Origin of the sequence: Archangium violaceum, assembly GCF_016859125.1 — a bacterium.
In the GTDB taxonomy this organism is placed as follows: domain Bacteria; phylum Myxococcota; class Myxococcia; order Myxococcales; family Myxococcaceae; genus Archangium; species Archangium violaceum_A.
The window spans coordinates 12303560-12323691 of record NZ_CP069338.1; the positions used below are offsets into that span (position 1 = coordinate 12303560).

General features: G+C 67.9%; 17 protein-coding genes and 4 tRNA genes. 2 read left to right on the top strand and 19 right to left on the bottom strand.

Annotation, left to right across the window (positions count from 1 at the left end):
* Window position 1: 1 nt before the first annotated feature.
* Window positions 2-1537: an aminopeptidase P family protein gene (locus tag JQX13_RS51860; protein WP_203406748.1), complete on the top strand. Its 1536-nt coding sequence runs from the start codon at window positions 2-4 to the stop codon at window positions 1535-1537.
* Between the two features lie 73 nt (window positions 1538-1610).
* On the opposite strand, the gene JQX13_RS51865 is transcribed toward JQX13_RS51860, so the two are convergent.
* The 17 genes from JQX13_RS51865 to JQX13_RS51945 form a co-directional block, all read right to left on the bottom strand.
* Window positions 1611-2117 (bottom strand): hypothetical protein, encoded by a 507-nt coding sequence (locus JQX13_RS51865; RefSeq protein ID WP_203406749.1) that lies wholly within the window; start codon window positions 2115-2117, stop codon window positions 1611-1613.
* A gap of 21 nt (window positions 2118-2138) precedes the next feature.
* The gene (locus tag JQX13_RS51870; protein WP_203406750.1) at window positions 2139-3341 is read right to left on the bottom strand and encodes a DUF2914 domain-containing protein; all 1203 of its coding nucleotides are present in this window, start codon (window positions 3339-3341) and stop codon (window positions 2139-2141) included.
* 25 nt (window positions 3342-3366) lie between these two features.
* Window positions 3367-4065 (bottom strand): sulfite oxidase-like oxidoreductase, encoded by a 699-nt coding sequence (locus tag JQX13_RS51875; RefSeq protein WP_203406751.1) that lies wholly within the window; start codon window positions 4063-4065, stop codon window positions 3367-3369.
* A gap of 36 nt (window positions 4066-4101) precedes the next feature.
* Window positions 4102-4422: a Grx4 family monothiol glutaredoxin gene (grxD, locus tag JQX13_RS51880; RefSeq protein WP_203406752.1), complete on the bottom strand. Its 321-nt coding sequence runs from the start codon at window positions 4420-4422 to the stop codon at window positions 4102-4104.
* A 14-nt stretch (window positions 4423-4436) separates the two neighbouring features.
* Window positions 4437-4694 (bottom strand): BolA family protein, encoded by a 258-nt coding sequence (locus tag JQX13_RS51885; protein WP_203406753.1) that lies wholly within the window; start codon window positions 4692-4694, stop codon window positions 4437-4439.
* Complete coding sequence (locus JQX13_RS51890) at window positions 4694-5239, bottom strand: YqgE/AlgH family protein (RefSeq protein ID WP_203406754.1); 546 nt, start codon at window positions 5237-5239, stop codon at window positions 4694-4696. Before JQX13_RS51890 ends, JQX13_RS51885 begins: the two co-directional genes overlap by 1 nt.
* Window positions 5240-5320: 81 nt before the next feature.
* Window positions 5321-5776 (bottom strand): response regulator, encoded by a 456-nt coding sequence (locus tag JQX13_RS51895; RefSeq protein WP_203406755.1) that lies wholly within the window; start codon window positions 5774-5776, stop codon window positions 5321-5323.
* Window positions 5777-5879: 103 nt separating this feature from the next.
* Window positions 5880-6695 (bottom strand): ABC transporter permease, encoded by an 816-nt coding sequence (locus tag JQX13_RS51900; RefSeq protein WP_203406756.1) that lies wholly within the window; start codon window positions 6693-6695, stop codon window positions 5880-5882.
* On the bottom strand, window positions 6692-7576 hold the full coding sequence (locus JQX13_RS51905) for an ABC transporter permease subunit (protein ID WP_203406757.1): 885 nt from the start codon (window positions 7574-7576) through the stop codon (window positions 6692-6694). The genes JQX13_RS51900 and JQX13_RS51905 overlap by 4 nt, the downstream gene beginning before the upstream one ends.
* Before the next feature lie 3 nt (window positions 7577-7579).
* Entirely contained in the window at window positions 7580-9238 is a 1659-nt protein-coding gene (locus tag JQX13_RS51910) for a peptide ABC transporter substrate-binding protein (RefSeq protein ID WP_203412611.1), read from the bottom strand.
* 316 nt (window positions 9239-9554) lie between these two features.
* Window positions 9555-11987, bottom strand: coding sequence for an endopeptidase La (lon, locus tag JQX13_RS51915; protein ID WP_203406758.1), 2433 nt, complete (start codon window positions 11985-11987; stop codon window positions 9555-9557).
* Between the two features lie 200 nt (window positions 11988-12187).
* Complete coding sequence (locus JQX13_RS51920) at window positions 12188-14263, bottom strand: prolyl oligopeptidase family serine peptidase (RefSeq protein ID WP_203406759.1); 2076 nt, start codon at window positions 14261-14263, stop codon at window positions 12188-12190.
* A 164-nt stretch (window positions 14264-14427) separates the two neighbouring features.
* Window positions 14428-15708, bottom strand: a complete 1281-nt coding sequence (gene clpX / locus JQX13_RS51925) for an ATP-dependent Clp protease ATP-binding subunit ClpX (RefSeq protein WP_203406760.1) — start codon at window positions 15706-15708, stop codon at window positions 14428-14430.
* Window positions 15709-15916: 208 nt separating this feature from the next.
* Window positions 15917-16534 carry an ATP-dependent Clp endopeptidase proteolytic subunit ClpP gene (clpP, locus tag JQX13_RS51930; RefSeq protein WP_203406761.1) on the bottom strand — a complete coding sequence of 206 codons (618 nt, stop codon included), beginning with the start codon at window positions 16532-16534 and terminating at the stop codon, window positions 15917-15919.
* Between the two features lie 35 nt (window positions 16535-16569).
* Window positions 16570-17850 carry a trigger factor gene (tig, locus tag JQX13_RS51935; RefSeq protein ID WP_203406762.1) on the bottom strand — a complete coding sequence of 427 codons (1281 nt, stop codon included), beginning with the start codon at window positions 17848-17850 and terminating at the stop codon, window positions 16570-16572.
* Window positions 17851-17974: 124 nt separating this feature from the next.
* Window positions 17975-18056 (bottom strand) — tRNA-Leu (locus JQX13_RS51940).
* Between the two features lie 105 nt (window positions 18057-18161).
* Window positions 18162-18234: transfer RNA gene (locus tag JQX13_RS51945), tRNA-Lys, on the bottom strand.
* A 269-nt stretch (window positions 18235-18503) separates the two neighbouring features.
* Here JQX13_RS51945 and bet point away from each other — a divergent pair.
* Window positions 18504-19676 (top strand): phage recombination protein Bet, encoded by a 1173-nt coding sequence (bet, locus tag JQX13_RS51950; protein ID WP_203406763.1) that lies wholly within the window; start codon window positions 18504-18506, stop codon window positions 19674-19676.
* 58 nt (window positions 19677-19734) lie between these two features.
* Here bet and JQX13_RS51955 read toward each other — a convergent pair.
* A tRNA-Arg gene (locus JQX13_RS51955) sits at window positions 19735-19808 on the bottom strand.
* A gap of 22 nt (window positions 19809-19830) precedes the next feature.
* A tRNA-His gene (locus JQX13_RS51960) sits at window positions 19831-19904 on the bottom strand.
* Between the last annotated feature and the right edge of the window lie 228 nt (window positions 19905-20132).

Sequence of the window (20132 nt, forward strand, 5' to 3'; positions counted from 1 at the left end):
CATGGCGAAGACGACCCGATCCAAAGCCCAAGCCGTCGCAGTGAACGCGCCTCAGCAGGACGAAGCGCCCGAGCAGCAGCCCCTCGTGACTCCCGAGTCCGAGGCGAAGGGGAAGCCAGCCAGCCACGACACGGCGCCTCCTCCCGCGTTGCTCGACTTCATGATGCAGGGGTGGAAGCCGCAGAGCGAAAAGGCCCCGCCGAAGTTGAAGAACGCGGATGCCTTCGAGGCCCGCCGCCGGGCGCTCTCCAAGCTCTTCCCGGGCGAGACGCTCGTCATTCCCACCGGCCACGAGAAGGTGCGCGCCAACGACACCTACTACCGCTTCCGGCCGGGCACGGACTTCTACTACCTCACGGGCAACATGGAGCCCGACTGCGTGCTGGTGCTCCAGCCGAGGGAGGACGGTGGCCACACGGACATCCTCTTCGTGGAGCCGAACCCGGGCCGAAGTGACTCCACCTTCTTCACGGACCGGGTGAAGGGCGAGCTGTGGGTGGGCCCGCGGCTGGGCGTGAAGGAGAGCCAGGCGCGCTTCGGCGTGCACGAGGCCCGTGGCCTGCCCGAGCTGCCGGGATTCCTGGAGAACCTGAAGGGCGCGGCGGCGATGCCCACGCGCGTGCTGCGCGGCCACTCCGCGAAGGTGGACGGCGCACTGCCCGAGCACGCCGAGCGCGACAAGCAACTGGCCACGGCGCTGTCCGAGATGCGGCTCATCAAGGACAAGCAGGAGGTGCGAGAGCTGGAGGCGGCCATCGACTCCACGCACCGGGGCTTCGAGGACGTCATCCGCCGGCTGAAGCAGGCCCGGAGCGAGCGCGAGGTGGAGGGAGTCTTCAACCTGCGCGCGCGGGTGGAGGGCAACGACGTGGGCTACGGCACCATCGCCGCGGCGGGCCACCACGCGTGCGTGCTGCACTGGACGCGCAACGACGGCGACATCAAGAAGGGGGAGCTGCTGCTGCTGGACGCGGGAGTGGAGGGCAACAGCCTCTACACGGCGGACATCACGCGCACGCTGCCCATCTCCGGGAAGTTCTCCAAGGAGCAGCGCGAAATCTACGAGCTGGTGCTGGAGGCGCAGGAGCGGGCCATCGACGCGGTGAAGCCGGGCAACGACTTCATGGAGCCGAACCGGGTGGCGATGCGCGTGCTGGCCGAGGGCCTGTACGAGCTGGGCATCCTGAAAGTGAAGCCGGAGGAGGCGCTGAAGGACGAGCACCAGTTCTACAAGCGCTACTCGTTGCACAACGTCAGCCACATGCTGGGCCTGGACGTGCATGACTGCGCGCAGGCGAGGCAGGAGGCATACAAGTACGGCAAGCTGAAGGCGGGCATGGTGCTGACGGTGGAGCCGGGCCTGTACTTCCAGAAGGACGATCTGACGGTGCCGTCGAAGTACCGGGGCATCGGGGTGCGAATCGAGGACGACGTCCTGGTGACGAAAACAGGCTGCCGGGTGCTGTCCGAGGACATCCCGCGCCAGTCGAAGGACGTAGAAGCCTGGATGAAGCAGATCTGGAGCGAAAAGCGTTAGACCCTCTCCCCCTGGGAGAGGGCCGGGGTGAGGGTATCGAAGCCCCCGGATTCCCCCCTGTGAGCCCCCGCCCCTACTTCAGGGAGCCGGGGGCCCGGTCGTAGCACCCGAGCAGCCGCTGCACGCGAGCGGGCCCGGGCCGATGCCCCCACTGCACCACGGGGGCACCCAGGAGATACGCCTGTATCTCCACCACCTGAGCGCGCGACACGAGCCCCTGGCGCTTCAAGAGCTGAAGAGCCCCGCAGTCCGCGCCCTCCTCGTTGGAGCCGTTCGCGAGCACCGCGTGCGTGCACGCATGGCCGAACCAGAAGAGCTGCACCGGGGGAGGCAGCCGCGCGAGCAACGCGGGGTTGTACTCGACGTGCGCCGGCACACCGGGCCACGAGGGAAACCACAGCCCGACGTCCGCGAGTGAGGAGTTCGGGACGAAGGCCACCGGCCCGCCCTCAGGGGACGAGCAGGACACGGGCACGCCCGCGACGCGGGGGTTGTACGGAGTCACGGGTTGGGCTCGCACGAAACCCGGGAGCCCCACGAGCACGGTTGTGAGGCCCAGGAAGAAGTCACGCGTCATCACGCACCCTCGCACCACGGAGGCCTACCCCGCGTCCACCTTGAACTCGCGTTGCGCCGTACTCTTGTCCGGCGTGACGGAGAAGGACAGGCGGCCGATCTCCCGCCCGTCCTCGGTCTCCATGGAGACGCGCCAGTCCCCGGGCTTCGGGTTGGTCACGTACGCGAAGGTCCGGAAGCCCCGCTCGCGCCCGCCCTGCTCCAGGTACAGGTCGTCGTAGGCGTGGAACTCCGACCAGCCCTTCTCCGGGTCGTCGCGGTACCAGCGGATGACGAGCCGGGTGCCGCGATCTCCCGCGCGTTGGGGCTTGAAGCTCGTGGGCGCGAAGACGCTCGCGAAGAAGTAGACGCGGTCCCCGGGGCGAGCGCGGAAGTCCTGGTCCCCGCGCTCCCACAGCTTCCACTCGGAGCGCTCGTGGAGCAGCCGGTAGTCCTTGCCCCTCGGGCCCTTCACCACCTCCACGCCGTGGTAGATGCCGCTGGCCAGCATGGACAGGGGCACCGGGGGAATGGCCTTCAGCAGGTACAACCCGAGCAACAGCACCTGGACGCCGAGGCCCGGCAGCGCCACGTGACGCAGCGTGCTCCGCCCGTCCCCGCTCCACCACCGCGCCAGCAGCGAGAGGACCAGGGTCGCCGCGCAGGACAGGCCCGCCGCGGCCATGAACAACGTCCCGCTGTAGTAGCCGAGCAGCACCGGCAGCAGGTACGCGAAGTACGAGGTGACACAGAAGCTGTAGAGCGCCACGCGCACCACGGGCCCCCGCGCCCGGAAGCGCGGCAGCTCGTTGGCCACCAGCAGCCCGAAGACACCACTGAGGAACAGGAACGCCGTCAGCCCGGAGGCGCTCTTGAAATAGAAGAGCGTGTAGGGGCTCAACAGGCCGCCGAGGAAGAAGTGCAGCGCGTCCTCCCGGAAGCGCCACACGCGGGCCACCCAGCGAGGTGGCTCCTCGCGCCAGTTCCAGCGCAGCTCCACCAACAGCAGCAGCGACAGCACTCCCAGGTACACGCCCTGCTTGGTGAGCACGAACCGGTTGTCGATGCGCGGCAGCGTGGCGATGTCGTAGGCGAAGCTCGCGAAGAAGAAGAGCGCCAGCTCCCACTTCGCGTGGCGGGCGCGGAAGTCCTTCACCCGCGCCCTCAGCGTGGGCGCCTTCCGCGTCGAAATCAGGTCGTCCGGCGCGGCGATGCCGGCGGGCGCGGAGACGATGCCGAGCGGACCCACGGGCTCCGGGGCCGGCTCCACCGGCTCAGGCGTAGCGGTCGTCTCTCCAGGGGTGCGCGGTGTTGCTGTAGCCACATCGTTCCCAGAAGCCTGGCGAGTCGTACCGGAGGAATTCGATGCGGCGGATCCACTTCGCCCCCTTCCAGGCATAGAGCTGGGGCGTGATCATCCGAACCGGGCCGCCGTGCTCGCGCGGCAGCGGCTTCCCATTGTACGTGTGGACCAGCAGCACGTCGTCCTTGAGGGCCTCCTCGAGCGACACGTTGGTGGTGTAACCGTCATAGGCGTGCGCGAGGATGAACGCCGCCTCGGGCAGCGGCCGGGCGAGCGCCGCCAGCGTGGACAGCTGCACCCCCACCCACCGCACGTCCATCAGGCTCCAGCCCGTGACGCAGTGGAAGTCGCTGATGTCCTCGTGCTGGGGCAGCGCCCGGAAGTCCTTCCAGCTCAGCGTGACGGGCTGCTCCACCGCGCCGTTGATGCGCAGCTCCCACGTCTCCAACGTGGGATGCTCGAACGACGCGCCCAGATCCAGCACCGGCCACTTGCGCGTCTCGGTCTGCCCCGGCGGAAGCCTGGGCATCCCGTGCCGGTTGGGCGGGCCGCTTCCCTGAGGGCGCTCGTCACTCACGCCCGGCGTGCGCTCCATCTTCTCCAGGAAGCGCGCCCTCAGCTTCAGACGCGCCTCCACGATTCGCTGGAGCTTCTCGTCCTCGGCGGACATGCGGCGCTCCTCGGGAAGACCTCGGGCAGAGGGAGCTCAGACCGGCGTCTTGCCGGCGATCAGGTCCGCCAGCTCGCCGCGCTCTTCCAGCTCCATGAGGATGTCCGAGCCCCCCACGAACTTCCCGTTGATGAACACCTGGGGAATCGTGGGCCAGTTGCTGTACTCCTTGATGCCCTGGCGCACCTCGGGATCGGCCAGCACGTCCACCGTGTGCACCTCGCCGTGCTGCTGCAGGATCTGCAGCGCGCGCGCGGAGAAGCCGCACTGCGGGAAGAGCGCGTTGCCCTTCATGAAGAGGACGACCTTGTGGTTGCGGATGTCGTTGTCGAAACGAGCCTTGAGTTCCGGAGTCATCGTCAGCTACCTCGTCAGCGAGACCCGAGCTTCTTCCACTGCTCGGGTGAATAGGTCTTGAGCGCGAGCGCGTGCAGCTCGCCGGTCTTCAGCCAGTCCTGGAGCGGCGCGTACACCATCTGGTGCTGTTCCACCATGGACTTGCCAGCGAAGGAGGGGCTCACCACACGCGCCTCGAAGTGGTCTCCGGTCCCGGTGGTGTCGCGCACCTCCACCTCCGAGCCGGGAAGCGCGCCGAGAATCCGCTGGTGGATGGCATTCGGATCGAGCATCAGTTCAGTCCCTTTCCCTTCAGGAGCATCGCGGGATCCACGCCCATACTCTTGAGCGTGTTGTCCCAGAGCAGGCCGGGGTCGCCTTCTAGCACGGGCCGGGCGGACGCCTCGGCATAGAGCCAGGAGCCGGAGGCGAGCTCGCTCTCCAGTTGGTTGGGGCCCCAGCCGGCGTAGCCCAGGCAGAAGCGCAGGTGGACCCCCGGGTCCTTCAGCAGGGGCCCGAGCGTGTCCAGTGTGAGACTGAGGTAGAGGCCGGGCACCACCTCGTGCTTCTCCGTCACACGCTCGTTGTCGTGGAGGAGGAAGCCCCGGTGGTTCTCCACGGGGCCGCCCATGAAGACGGGTTGGCTCGTGCGCTCGGGGGCGATGGAGAGGGACTGGTTCTTCGCCAGGTCCCCCAGCGTCAGGGACGCCCCCCGGTTGATGATCAACCCCATGGAGCCGGACTCGCCGTGCTCGAGCATGAGGATGACCGACCGCCGGAAGTTGGAGTCCGTCAGTTGTGGCATGGCCACGAGAAGGCCGGGAGCGAGTGTCTGCACAGAGGAAGTCTCGGCGCTTCGTCCCCTCCGCGCAACCGATTCGTACCCGAGCCTCGGACCACTGACAGACGGCTTCCCGCCTCAGTGCCAGCTGGTGTGCCGGGACTGCAGCGCCTGGGCGAGCTTCTCCGGCGCCAGCGGCTTGCCGATGAACAGATCCGCTCCCAGACCCTTGCACTTGCGAGCCATGGACGCATCGCTCATGGCGCTCACGCCGATGAGAACGGACTGGGGGAACTTCTCGCGCAGGCGGGCCATCAGGTTGGTGCCGCTGCGTCCGGGCAGGAAGACGTCCACGATGGCCGCGTCCATGCGCTTGTTACGCACGGCGAACTCGGCCTCCTCCGCGCTGCCCACGGGCAGGGGCGCGTAGCCCCACTGGGTCAGCAGCTCCACCAGCAGCTCACGGTGCGCGGGATCGTCCTCGACGATCAGGACCGAGCCCCGGACCGGCTCCAGCTTCAGGCTGTCGTCTTCTCGGGTCCTGGAGCGGGCGTGACCCGTGGCGATGGGAAGCTCCTCGTTGGAGATGGACATGGCAACCTTCAGTAGGAAAGGGGTGTTGGTGTGGTGGCAACGGCCACACCCGTGCTCGAAATTCCACACTCGCATCGGCTGGAAGGGCGAACCGCCGCCCCCTTCAGACGCGGCGCGTCCCCGCCCCGAGCGCCTGGGAGGCCAGCGAGGCGCCAAGCACGAGCAACACCAGCAGTCCCCATGCGGGCAGCACCACCCGTGAACCGCCTTCGTAGATGAGGGCCGCGTAGCTGGTGCCGAGGTAGCGGCCGAGCGACATGGGCTCCATCCGCGCGATGCCGAAGAAGCTGACGGTGGACTCGGTGAGGATGGCGGTCGGCAGGCGGCTGAGGAAGACGGCGAGCACGAAGGGGCGCAGCGCGGGCCAGAGGTGCACGCGCAGCAGGTGCCAGCGTCCGGCGCCGAGCGCCCGTGAGGCGGCGATGAACTCCTGGCCCTCTAGCGAGGCCAGACGGTTGCGGAACATGCGCGCCGGGCCCGCCCAGCCCACCAGGGCCAGGGACACCACCATGAGCCCGAAGGGGCCCAGGCCCCCCGCGTGGCCCGCGTCCAGCATCGACTGGCCGGCGAGCTGCAGCACCATCACCACCAGGACGTCCGGCAGCGCGAAGACGGCGTCCACCACGCGCAGTAACTGGTGCTCCAGCGTGCCTCCCGCCGCGCGCGCCGCCATGGCCACACCCAGCCCCAGCAGGGTGGAGAGCGCACCGGCGGCCAGTCCCACGGCCAGGGAAACCCACAGGCCCCCGAACGCCAGCTCGCACACCGTGCGATCGGGGTGGGTGGGGTCCATGCCCAGCGGACAGGTGCGGGCGAGCGCCTCGGGGAAGACGCGGGCGGCGAGCCAGCTCGCGAGGCCCAGGCCCACGAGCAGCACGAGTCCCACCCAGGCCCGCCTGGGTACGCGGCGCGCGCTCATGTCCGGGCCTCCCGCGCACGAGGGTCCACGAGGAGCCGCACGAGCTCCACCACGAGCCCGACGACGACGAGCAGCGAGGCGAAGACGGTGGTGGCCACCACCACCACGGCCACCTGCTTCTGCAGCACGGCGAGGACGTAGAGCTGGCCGAAGTACGGCAGGCCGAAGACGCGCTCGGCGGCGAAGGAGCCGGCGAGCAACGCGGTGGCCACGGGGCCCACGGCATCCAGGAGCGCGGGCAGCACGTTGGGCAGCACGTGACGCCACAGCACGGCGCGCGGGGACAGGCCCTTGCCGCGAGCGGTGCGCACGTAGTCCCGGGCCAGCTCCGTCTCGAGCGCATCCGCCACCAGGGTGCCGAGGAAGATGCCCGGCCACACGGAGATGACGAGCGCGGCGGACAACTCGGGCAGCAGGTGCCCGCGCTCCACGACGGCGGGAGCGAGTAGCAGCGCGGGGATGAACACGGGGGTGCCGAAGGCCACGGCGGGCAGCGCGTCCCCGAGGAGCGAGAGGCGGCCGCGCTTCCACCGGGAGCGGAGCAGCGCGAAGGCCAGGGCCCACCCGAGCGCGAGCACCAGGGCCACCAGGCCCACGCCCACGCTGCCGGAGAGCTTCCACAGCAGCTCGTCACCGGTGACGCCCTGGGCGCTGGTGCCCAGACGCTCGCCCCGGAAGAGCTTCTCCCACGGGCGCAGGAAGCCGAACGGCTGTCCCAGGCCGAGGTCCCTCCGGTACGAGGCGAGCACCTCCGGGGCCACCTGGCGCTTGGCGTCGTCCGCGGTGGTGAGCGGCAGCGCGGCCATGAGGAAGTAGGAGGCGATCGCGACGATGGGCACGAGCACCAGTTGCCGGCCGAGGCGGACGAGCGCGGGAGACATGACTCAGCGAGCCTCCGCTACGGTCCCATCCAGGCGCAGCTCGCTGAGGGAGAGGAAGTTGAAGGGGTCCACGTCCACGCCGTGCAGGGAGGCCCGTGCCCGGAAGTAGCGGTCCGGGTGGTAGAGCGGCGCGATGACGGCCATCTCGTCGAGGAGCACCGCCTGGGCCTGGCCATAGAGGGCGCGCGAGCGGGCCTCGTCGGGCTCGGCGTCGGCCTCGTCCAGCAGCTTCTCGAAGCGGTCCATGGGCTCGCCGCCCTTCTGCGTCTCCCAGCCCGACTGGTGCAGCCCGGTGCGCTCGAAGAGGGTGAAGAAGGTGTTGGGGTGCGCGTAGTCCGCGCCCAGGCGGCGCAGGTAGAGATCGTAGGCGCGCGGGCCCTCGGCGGTGCGGCGGGACACCTCGGCGGTGAAGTCCGAGCGGGCATCCACCGTCACCCGAACGCCCACCGCGGCGAGCTGCGCGGCCAGGCGCTCGGCGATGGCCACCTCGGGCACGAAGGAGTCACCCGCCTTGTAGACGAGCCGCAACGGCCGATCCAACCCGGGGACTCCGGCCAGCTCCGCGCGGGCCCGCTCGGGCTCGAAGTGGGGCAGGCGCGCCGCCTCCTCGGGTGTGGCGGCGCCGGGCAGCTCGGGCGGGAGGAGGACGTGGCTGGGGCGCGCGGCGGGCAGCAGGCCCTTCATGAGGGCCCCGCGATCGATCGCCCGTGCGATGGCTCGGCGCACCTCGGGCCGATCGAGCGGAGGGCGCTCGGTGTTGAAGACGAGGAAGTAGGTGGAGAGGAGCGGCTCGCGCTGGAGGTCGTCGGGACGGCGGCCCTGGAGGGCCACGGCGCTGTCCACGAAGACGAAGTCCACCCGACCGCGCTCGTAGAGGGCGGGACCGATCTCCGACTTCAGCAGGGTGAGCACGGGCGCGGGACGCTCGCCGGGTCCGAGCGGCGGCTGGAAGGAGGAGTGCGGATTGTGGACGAGCCGCACGCGCTCGCCGGCGCGATCCCAGTTCTCCACGCGGTACGGACCGAGCGCCAGGGGGTGACCGTCTCGAGGCCGATCGAAGTAATCACGCACCTCTTCCTCGGACTTGCCGGCGAGGACGGCGGAGGGCGTGGGGAAGAACAGGTAGACGTTGGCGAGCCGCGCGAGGAAGTAGCTGCGGGGCCGGGCCAGGATGACGCGCAGGGTGTGCGGATCGACGGCCTCGACACCGACGCGGGCCAGGGCCGCCTGGAGCTGCTCGGAGGAAGCGCCCTGCTCCTGGAGGGCGAACACCTCCTCGGCGCCGGCGAGGTCCCCCATCTCGCCGCGCTCGCGGCCCTGGAGGGCACGGTGCCAGCCCAGGACGAAGTCCTGGGCGGTGAGCGGGGTGACACCATCGGACCAGCGCACGTCCTGGCGGAGGTGGAAGGTGTAGACCTCCTGACCATCGGGGCGGAGGGAGCGCTCCCAGCGCTCGGCGAGCCCGGGCTGGACGGAGTGATCCGGCGCGAGCGTGGTGAGCCCTCGCTGGGTGGCGAGCATGATGGGGTAGTTGGCCCAGCTGACGGGGTCGGAGAAGCTCCAGTCGAGCGTGGTGGGCATCGCGGGGACGACGACCTTGATACCGGGGTCGGGCTGGAAGCCGCACCGGCAGCCGCCGGCCACGAGGACCAGGACGAGCATCAAGGCGAGTCGGGACGAGCGCACGAGGGGGGCCACTGGGACGGGGTTGTACCGCGTCAGTGCAGGGACGTGGGTTCCCGAATGAGCCCCCTCCCCTCGCCCCCCGGGAGAGGGACGGGGTGAGGGTAACTCGCTTCCCTGGTTGCCCAGGTGGTCCCCATGGAGGCCCGGACTCACGTCACCGTGGGGCCCGAGAGGGAACACGGAACCGGATACCCTCACCCTGACCCTCTCCCGGAGGGAGAGGGAAGGAAGAAAAAAGGGCCCCAGGGAAATCCCCGGGGCCCGCGAATCACTTCACCGACTCATCCCGTCACTACGCCGGAGCGGCGGCCGGAGTGGCCTCGGGAGCCTTCTGCGGCTCCGTCTTGCGGCCGAACTCCTCGGGCTTCTCGAGGACCAGGGCCTCGCGCAGCACCTCGTCCACGAACTCCACGGGGACGATGCGCAGCTGGGCGCGGATCTTCTTCGGGATGTCCTTCAGGTCCTTCTTGTTGGCCTTCGGGATGAGGACCGTCTTGATGCCCGCGCGGTGGGCGGCCAGGGTCTTCTCCTTCAGGCCGCCGATGGGCAGCACCCGGCCACGCAGGGTGATCTCACCCGTCATGGCCACGTCCTTGCGCACGTTGACGCGGGTGAGCGCGGACACGAGCGCGGTGCACATGGTCACACCGGCCGACGGACCGTCCTTCGGGATGGCGCCCTCGGGCAGGTGCACGTGGATGTCGTAGTTCTCGAACATCTTGCGGTCGATCCCGAACCGCTCGGCGCGCGAGCGCACGTACGACATGGCAGCCTGGGCCGACTCCTGCATCACCTCGCCCAGCTTGCCGGTGATGATGAGCTTGCCCTTGCCCGGCATGACGGTGGCCTCGGTGGTGAGGATCTCACCGCCCATCTCCGTCCAGGCCAGACCCGTGACGATGCCCACCTGGTCCTCGCGCTCGGCCACGCCGTAGCGGAAGCGCGGGGTGCCCAGGTACTTCATCGCCTGCTTGCGATCGACCACGATGTCGCGCTTGCCGTTCTTCAGGATGTCGCGCGCGATCTTCCGGTACACGCCGCCGATCTCACGCTCCAGCGAGCGCACACCCGACTCTCGCGTGTAGCGGTGGATGATGGTCCGCAGCGCGTCGTTGGTGATCTCGATCTTCAGCTCGGCCAGGCCGTTGGCCTCCTGCTCCTTGGGGATCAGGTAGCGCCGGGCGATGTTGAGCTTCTCGGGCTCGGTGTAGCCCGCGATCCGGATGACCTCCATGCGGTCCTGCAGAGGACCGGGGATGTTGTGCATCGTGTTCGCGGTGCAGATGAACATCACCTTGGACAGGTCGTAGTCCAGGTCGAGGTAGTGGTCGTTGAAGTTGTGGTTCTGCTCGGGGTCCAGCACCTCCAGCAGCGCCGCGCTCGGGTCGCCGCGGAAGTCGGTGGACATCTTGTCGATCTCATCGAGCAGGAAGACGGGGTTGTTGCTGCCCGCCTTCTTCAGCGACTGGATGAGCTTGCCCGGCATGGCGCCGATGTACGTACGCCGGTGGCCGCGGATTTCGGCCTCGTCACGCACGCCGCCCAGGGACAGACGCACGAACTTGCGGCCGGTGGCGCGGGCGATGGAGCGCGCCAGCGACGTCTTGCCGACGCCCGGGGGCCCCACGAAGCAGAGCACGGGGCCCTTGAGCTTCTTCACCAGCTGCTGCACGGCCAGGTACTCGAGGATGCGCTCCTTGGGGCGCTTGAGGCCGTAGTGGTCCTCGTTGAGCACGCGCTCGGCCTCGACGACATCCAGACGGTCCTGGGTCTCCTCGTACCAGGGCAGGCTGATGATCCAGTCGATGTAGTTGCGAACGACGGTGGCCTCGGCGCTCATCGGGCTCATCATCCGGAGCTTCTTGAGCTCCTTCTTGACCTTGAGCGTGGCCTCCTTGCTCATGCGCTTGTTCTTGAGCTTCTCCTCGATCTCCTGGATCTCGTTCTTGAACTCGTCGCGCTCACCCAGCTCCTTCTGAATGGCCTGCATCTGCTCATTCAGGTAGTACTCCTTCTGGGTCTTCTCCATCTGCTTCTTGACGCGGGTGCGGATCTTCTTCTCGACCTGCAGTATCTCGATCTCGCCCTGCATCAGCTCGTAGAGCTTCTCCAGCCGCTTGGCCGGGCTCTCGGTCTCGAGCAGCGCCTGCTTGTCGTTCAGCTTGAGCGACAGGTGCGCGACGATGGTGTCGGCGAGCCGCGCCGGGTCATCGATGCTCGCCACCTGCATGAGCATCTCGGGGGGAATCCGCTTGTTGAGCTTGACGAAGGCCTCGAAGACCGAGTGCACGCTGCGCACGAGCGCCTCGAGCTCGACGGACTTCTCGCTCTGCTCCTCGACGTCCTCCACCTCGACCATGAAGAAGGCGTCGTTGGGCATGAACCGCTTGACCTTCGCGCGGCGCACGCCCTCCACGAGCACCTTCACCGTGCCGTCGGGCAGCGGGAGGAGCTGGATGACGTGACCGATGGTCCCGAAGTGGAAGATGTCATCCGACGTCGGGTCGTTCGTCTTGGCCTTCTTCTGGGCGGCCAGGAGGATGACGGCCTTGTCGTCGGGGCCCTTGTGCGCCATCGCGTCCTTCAGCGCCGCGATGGACTTCTCCCGGCCGACGAACAGCGGGACCACCATGTGCGGGAACACGATGATGTCCCGCAGCGGAAGGAGCGGCACCGTGCTCCCACGCTTCTGGGCATCCCTCTTGTCGTCTCGTCCGAAGAACATGTATTCGCCACCTGCCTGCTTGCCACCCGTGGGCGCAAGCCCCTGGAATGTTGCCCGCTCGCACCACGAGAGCACGAACAGGGTTGAAGACGGTCTCTATAACACGGCCCCTTCCGCGGCCGTTCCCCGCGTGAAAGATGGGGAACGTTGGCCTGCAAGCAAGGGAACACCCTGGGGCCTTCGCGTGTCCGGCCGGTGCTTTAGCGGCCCCGCGTTTCGCTCGCAGCGGATGCAATGATGTCCGCCTGGACACCAAGTACACCGAAAAGAAAGCCGTAGAGGTCCACGCTGGACTCGATGGCCTTGGCCACCTGGTCCGCACCGCCGTGGCCCGCGTTGGCCTCGATACGTAACAGCGCGGGAGCCTCCTGGCCCGTGTTCTGCACGGCCGCCACGAACTTGCGCGCATGCAGGGGATCCACCCGGTCGTCGTGGTCCGAGCCCATCATCAGAAGGGCCGGGTAGCGCACGCCGGTCCGCACGTGGTGGTAGGGCGAGTAGGCGTGAAGCACCTGGAAATCCTCGGGGTTTTCAGCGGAGCCGTACTCGGGAATCCACGTCTTGCCGCTGCCGAACAGGTGATAACGCACCATGTCCAACAGGGGCACCTGGCACACCACCGCGCCGTACAATTCCGGGCGCTGGGTCATCGCGGCCCCCACCAGCAGGCCGCCGTTGCTCCCCCCGGCGATGGCCAGCCTGCCGGGCCGGGTGTAGCCCTCTCGGATGAGGAACTCGGCCGCCGCGTGGAAGTCATCGAAGACGTTCTGCTTGCGGTGCAGGCGTCCGGCGTCGTGCCAGTCCTTGCCGTACTCCCCGCCGCCCCGCAGGTTGGCCACGGCGTACACGCCCCCCGCGTCCAGCCACGGGTAGATGCTGGAGCGGAAGCTCGGCAGCAGGCTCACGTTGAAACCGCCATACCCGTAGAGCAGCACCGGGTTGTCGCCGTTCTTCTTCAGGTCCTTGCGGTGCACCAGGAAGAGGGGCACCCGCGTGCCGTCCTTGGAGCGGAAGAAGGCCTGCTCGACGGTGTAGCGCTCCGGCTGGATGGGCAGCTCCACCCGGGCCCAGAGCTCCACCTGCCCCGTGGACACGGAGGCCTTGTAGACCTGCGGCGGGGTGCTGAAGGAGCTGAAGACGAACCAGGCCTCGTCCCGGTCCTCCAGGCCGTACAGGTTGCTCGCCGCCCCAACGCCCGGGAGCGCCACGTCGCGCACCGGCTGGCCCTCCAGCGTCACGACGCGCACCCGGGTGGTGGCGTCCTCGAGGTATTCCAGCGCCAGGTGGCCGCCCACGATGTTGACGCCCTGCAGCGACGCCGAGGGGTCCTCGGGGACGAGCTCCCTCCAGGCCGAGCGCTCGGGCCGCTCGGGAGACACCTTGAAGACGCGCTGGAGGGGGGCGCCCTCGTCGGTGAGGACATAGAACCCGTCCTCCCAGACGTCGACCGAGTACTTCGCGCCCTCGCCCTTCACCAGCAGACGGAAGTCCTTCTCCCCTACCCGCTTCCACCAGACGTCGTTCTCGTTCCAGCCGCGGGTGACGTAGACGAAGAGGTACCTGCCATCCCGGCTGACGCCTCCATTGAGGAACGTCTTCGGATCTCCGGTCCGCGGGTGCACCAGGGGATCGGAGCGAGGGTCCGTGCCCAACCGGTGCAGGCGTAGCTCGGTGTAGCCGGGCCGCTCGGCCACGGGGATGGACGGGTCCGTGGGCAGCCACGCGTAATAGAAGGACTCGTTGTCGGGCGTCCAACTCGGCGAGGCGTACCTGGCCCCCTCGATGACGTCCACCTCGCTCCACGTCCCCGAGTCCACGTCCAGCACATGGAGGATGGCCTCGTCCGCCGCGTTGGGCTTGCGCGAGAAGGCCAGCTTCCGGCCGTCCCACGAGGGCGCCCACACGCCGAGCGACACCGTGCCGTCCGCGCTCCAGGTGTTGGGGTCGAGCAGCACCCGCTCCTCCCCCTTCTCCCCCTCGCGCCAGTAGAGGACGGCCTTCTCCTTGTCCTTGTGGGTGCGGACGTAGAAGTAGCGGTTGCCGCGCACGGCCGGCGCGGACATCGACTCCACGTAGAAGAGCTCGGTGAAGCGTTTGCGCAGCGCCTCGCGGCCGGGGAAACGGGAGAGGTACTCCCGGGTGAAGGCGTCCTGCGCCTTCATCCACGCCTGGACCTCGGGGGACTTCTCGTCCTCGAGCCACCGGTACGGGTCCGGCACCTTCACCCCGTGCAGGGTGTCCACCACCGCCTCGGCCCTCGTGGGCGGGTAGTTCATCCGCTTCGTCTCCATGGTGGGACAGCAGATAAAGGCAACGCCCCCGCCCGTCCCACGAAAAGCGTGGGAGGAACGAGGGCGTCCGCGAGGGGCAGTGGGTACGGGCCCGGATTGGGGGCACATACCCTCACCCCGACCCTCTCCCAGGGGGAGAGGGAGGGTTATTACGCGCTCTCCTTCTTGGGCTCCGCTTCCTTGTTGTCCTGGGAGTGGAGCACCACCGGCTCGCTCTTCTTGAGGATGACCTCCTCGGAGATGACGACCTCGCGGGCCGTCTTCCGGGAGGGCAGCTCGTACATCACGTCCAGCATCGCGCTCTCGAGGATGGAGCGCAGGCCGCGGGCGCCCGCCTTGCGGCGGATGGCCTCGGAGGCGATCGCCCTGAGCGCCCCGTCCGTGAACTTCAGCGAGATGCCGTCCAGATCGAAGAGCTTCTTGTACTGCTTCGTCAGCGCGTTCTTCGGCTGGCTCAGGATGTTCACCAGCGCCGGCTCGTCCAGCTCCTCGAGCGCCGTGACGATCGGCAGACGGCCGATGAACTCCGGAATCATGCCGAACTTCAGCAGGTCCTCCGGCTCCACGTGCTTGAGCAGCTCCGTGAGGTTGCGCTGCTTCTTGGACTGGATGTCCGCGCCGAAGCCGAGGCTGCGGCCACCGAGCCGCCGCTCGATGATCTGATCCAGCCCGCCGAAGGCACCGCCGCAGATGAACAGGATGTTCGTCGTGTCCACCTGCAGGAACTCCTGCTGCGGGTGCTTGCGGCCCCCCTTGGGCGGCACGTTCGCGATGGTGCCCTCGATGATCTTCAGCAGGGCCTGCTGCACGCCTTCGCCCGACACGTCGCGGGTGATGGACGGGTTCTCCGACTTGCGGGCGATCTTGTCGATCTCGTCGATGTAGACGATGCCGCGCTGGGCCCGCTCGATGTCGTGGTCCGCCGCCTGGAGCAGGTTGACGATGATGTTCTCGACGTCCTCACCCACGTAGCCGGCCTCGGTGAGGCACGTGGCGTCCGCGATGGTGAAGGGCACGTTGAGGATGCGCGCGAGCGTCTGCGCCAGCAGCGTCTTGCCGCTACCGGTGGGGCCGAGCAGAAGGATGTTGCTCTTCTGCAGCTCCACGTCGTCCATGGCCACCTTGGACTCGATGCGCTTGTAGTGGTTGTGCACCGCCACCGAGAGCGTCTTCTTCGCCCGCTCCTGGCCCACCACGTACTCGTCGAGGATGGCCTTGATCTCACTGGGCCGCGGGATCCGCAGCTTGGTGTCCTTGGTCTCCTCGCGGTCGATCTCCTCCGCGATGATGTCGTTGCACAGTCCGATGCACTCGTCGCAGATGTAGACCGTCGGTCCCGCGATGAGCTTCTTCACCTCTTTCTGCGACTTGCCGCAGAACGAACAGCAGAGGGACTGGTTGTCTCGCTTCTCCACGTTCTTACCCGCCATGTAAGCCCTCGCTGCAACTGCCTGGAGGTGCGCTGTCCAACCGGCCCCGCCCCCCCTGCCTACAGCCAATCTAGTCAGCCCCCTTCCGGGGCGTCCACGCGCTTGCGGGGTACTTAACACCCCAAAACATCCAGCGCAGAAAACAGAAGCCGGAGACGCGGTGCATCATTCCCCGCGGCCCCGGCCCGTATGCCCCACGAGGGGGCCGTTACTTCCGCTCGCCCGGAGGCGCCAGGACCTTCCGGGGGTTCTGCACCTCGTCGAGGATGCCGTAGGCCTTGGCCTCGGTGGCACCCATGAAGAAGTCGCGATCCGTGTCCTTCTCCACACGCTCGATCGACTGGCCGGTGTGCTTGACGATGAGCTCGTTGAGCTTGGCCCGCATGCGGAGGATTTCCTTGGCCTGGATTTCGATGTCCGTGGCCTGACCGCGCACCCCGCCGAGCGGCTGGTGGATCATGATGCGCGAGCTGGGCAGGGCGTAGCGCTTGCCCTTGGCGCCGGCCAGCAGCAGGACGGCCCCCATGGAGGCCGCCTGCCCCACGCAGATGGTGGACACCTGCGGCTTCACGTACTGCATGGTGTCGTAGATGGCGAGGCCCGCCGTCACCGACCCGCCCGGCGAGTTGATGTAGAGGTTGATGTCCTTGTCCGGGTCCTCGGACTCCAGGAACAGGAGCTGGGCGACGATGACGTTGGCGACGTCATCGTCGATCTCCGTTCCCAACATGACGATCCGGTCCTTCAGGAGCCGGCTGTAGATGTCGTACGAGCGCTCCCCGCGGTGGGTCTGCTCGATGACGTAGGGAACGGGCATGAAGGGCATGACAACCTCGCGAAGGGTCTAAGGAGAATGAACTCCTAGGAATACTTCGCCTGACCCTTCAGGAATTCAATCGTCTTTTCTTCACGGAGTCGAAGGCTCAACCCCTGACGCTCTTCCGGGCCCTTGAAGTACGTGCGGACGACGGAGACGGCCTGGTTGGCCTCCTTGGCCAGCTCCTCGATCTTCTTCTCCACGTCCTCGTCGGAGACCTGGATGTTCTCCTTCTGGGCAATGGCCTCGATGAGGAGCGCGCCCTTCACTTCCTTGATGGCCTCCTCACGCAGGTCCTCGCGCAGCCGGTTGAAGTCCAGGTTGAGCTGGCGGGGATCCATTCCCATGCGGGCCATGGCGCGCAGCCGGTTCTCCAGCATGTTGTCGATGGTGCGGTCCACCATGCCGCGGGGAACCTCGAAGGCGTTGCGCTCGATGAGGCCCTTGAGGATGGCGTCGCGCTCCTCGCCCTGGGCCTTGTTGCGCTTGCCCGTCTCCAGGTCCGCGCGGACCTTGGCGCGCAGCTCCTCGAGCGTCTGGGCCTCGCCGCTCTCCTTGGCGAACTCGTCGTTGAGCTCGGGGACAACCTTCTTCTTCAGTCCCTTGACGGTGAACTTGAAGCGGGCCGTCTTGCCCTTGACGTCCTCGACCCGGTAGTCGGCCGGGAAGGTGTAGTCGACTTCCTTGGTCTCGCCGACCTTGGCGCCCTCGAGCGCGGCCACGTTGGACTCCACCAGCTCGCCGGGGGCCAGCTCCACCGTCACGCCCTCGGCCTTGCTGCCGGGGAACTCCTTGTCGTCCACGGTGGCCACGTAATCCACCGTGGCGAAGTCGCCCATCTGGGCCGTGTCACGGCCCTCCACGGGCTCCAGCCGGGCCATGCCCTGACGCAGCTGCTCCAGGCGGTCGTCCACCTCCTTGTCCTCGACCTGGGTCTCGGAGCGGGTGAGCGGCAGGCCCTGGTAGTCCTTGGCCTCCACCTTGGGCTTCACCTCGACGCGGGCCTCGAAGGAGAAGGGGGCGTCGGCCTTGAGGCCCGAGTTGTTGGTCACCTGGGGAGGAGCCACCGCCTCCAGCTTGTGCTCCCGGACGGCCTCCATCCAGGCGCTCTGCATCACGCGCTGGATGACCTCGTCCTCCACCTGCTCCCGGTAGCGCTGCTCGAGGAGCCGGCGGGGAACCTTGCCCTGCCGGAAGCCGGGCATTTTCACCTGCTTGCCAAGGGCCGAATACGCACGCGTCAATTCCTCGGCCACGCGGGCGTTCTCGACCTCAATGGAGAGCTTCTTCTCGATGGGAGAGAGCTCCTCGACCTGGACCTTCATGGGATGCCTCGCTCGCGCCGGGCGCACCGTGGACGCCGGCGTGTCGGTTGGGTGAAGACGTGAAAATGTGGGACGTGCGCCTTTAGGAGATAGGTCCTGTCCGGTCAACGCGAAATGGCCGGAATGGGCGAGGAGGGACTCGAACCCTCACACCTTGCGGTACCAGATCCTAAGTCTGGCGCGTCTACCAGTTTCGCCACCCGCCCGGGCACACGGCGTGCGTTCTACCTCGAAACCGGAGTCCGGCACACGCGAATCCAGGACCCCAAAAAGGAACCGGGGCTCCCTCATTGCTGAAGGAGCCCCGGTGTTGAGAGCGGAGGGAATCGAACCCACAACCTATGGATTAAGAGTCCATTGCTCTACCAATTGAGCTACGCTCCCGACTCTTGTGCGCCGTCGCGGCTTCGTCACCGCGCGTCGACGGGGACGGCTTGTACGAGGCCTCGCCGTCCACGTCAAATGCTTTTTTTCGCGTAGCCGCGCAACCCCTCTGAACCCCCGCTGACGCGCCCGCCTGCCCTCCGGGCTAGCCTGGACGGATGTTCAGTCCGGGGGATGCCAACGCGATCCGTCCAGGGTTGAATCAACCCCGAGGTGCGGGCGGACGGAGGTCGTCCGCCCTTTTCGAAGGCGGAGAACAGAGCAGCGGCATGGAAGCACACAACAAGGCGGAAACAGCGTCGGGCCAGTGGAGCTCCGAGCGCGTGGAACTCATCAAGCGGACCATCTGCCCCAAGGGCATCGGGGAAGACGAGTTCGCCCTCTTCATCGAGCAGTGCAAACGCTCCGGGTTGGATCCGCTGCTGAAGGAGGCCTTCTGCGTGGCCCGCCGGCAGAACGCGGGCAACCGGGAGAGACCCAACTGGGTGACTCGCTACGAGTTCCAGCCCTCGGAAGCGGGGATGCTGGCGCGCGCGGAGCGCTTCCCGGACTTCAAGGGCATCCAGGCGAGCGCGGTGTACGCCGAGGATGAGATCATCGTGGACCAGGGCAAGGGCGAGGTGGTGCACCGCTTCAACCCGGCCAAGCGCAAGGGCAGCCTGGTGGGGGCCTGGGCGCGAGTGGTGCGCGAGGGCAAGCTGCCCGTGGTGGTGTGGCTGGACTTCGCGGGCTACGTCCAGCAGACGCCGCTGTGGGCCAAGATTCCCACGACGATGATCGAGAAGTGCGCGCGCGTGGCGGCGCTGCGCAAGGCGTACCCCGAGGCCTTCGGCGGCCTGTACGTGCGCGAGGAGATGCCGGCCGAGGAGTTCGAGCCGCAGCCGGAGCCCGCGCCCTCCACGGGGCACGGTGGCTACGAGGTGCTCGGCGCGCGTCCCGGCCCGGTGAAGGCGTCCTTCCCTCCCCTGCCCACGGCACCTCGTGAGGCTCGCGAGGAGAAGGAGCCCGCGCCGGCGCAGATGCACGCCCAGGAGACGCCCCGGGACTCCGTGCGTGAACCGGAGCCGGCCGCGGAGTCCGTGAAGGCGCGGCCCGCGACCCGGTCCGCCAAGGAAGTGCGCGAGCCCGCGGCCAAGGAGCCCGTGGCCAAGGCCAAGGAGCCCGTGGTCAAGGAGACCGCTCCGGCCCCCGAGCCGGCCCCCGAGGCCCCGGCGAAGCTGAAGAGCTCGTCCGTGGTGGTGGCCTTCGGTCCGCACAAGGGCAAGACGGCCTCGGAGCTCGGCGACGAGGAGTTGGCAGAGACGATCGACCTGGCTCACGAGAAGCTGATGGAGCAGCCCAAGGCGAAGTGGGCCCGGCCGATGCGCGAGAACCTCGCGGCGCTCGAGACCGAGGCCGAGCTGCGCTGCCGCGTCCCCGCGGCGGACGGAGCCAAGGCCTAGTCAGGACGGGAGGAAGAAGTCCCCGGCGCGGCGGCACCCTCGAGAGGGGGTGCTGCTGCGCGCCCGGAGGGACTTGAACCCCCAACCCTTGGCTTCGAAGGCCAATGCTCTATCCAGTTGAGCTACGGGCGCAGAAAGCGGGGGATTCAGAGAGGGCGGCCAACCGGGATCGAACCGGTAACCTCAGGAGTCACAGTCCTGCGCTCTAACCAGTTGAGCTATGGCCGCCGTTACGTCGAACAACCGCGCTGAAACGTGGCGGCTTCCCTACCGTGGAAACCGTTACGGTTCAAGCCCTTTGTCACAGCGGAGCCTGGTACGCCAGGCGGACTCGAACCCGCGGCCCTCGGCTCAGGAGGCGGAGGGGTGAATCCTCCAACGGTCAGCAGGCCTTCGTAAACGCCCGTAACCACTGAGACTCCGACTGCTGGCTCCTTCCAACATCCACCCCCGTCT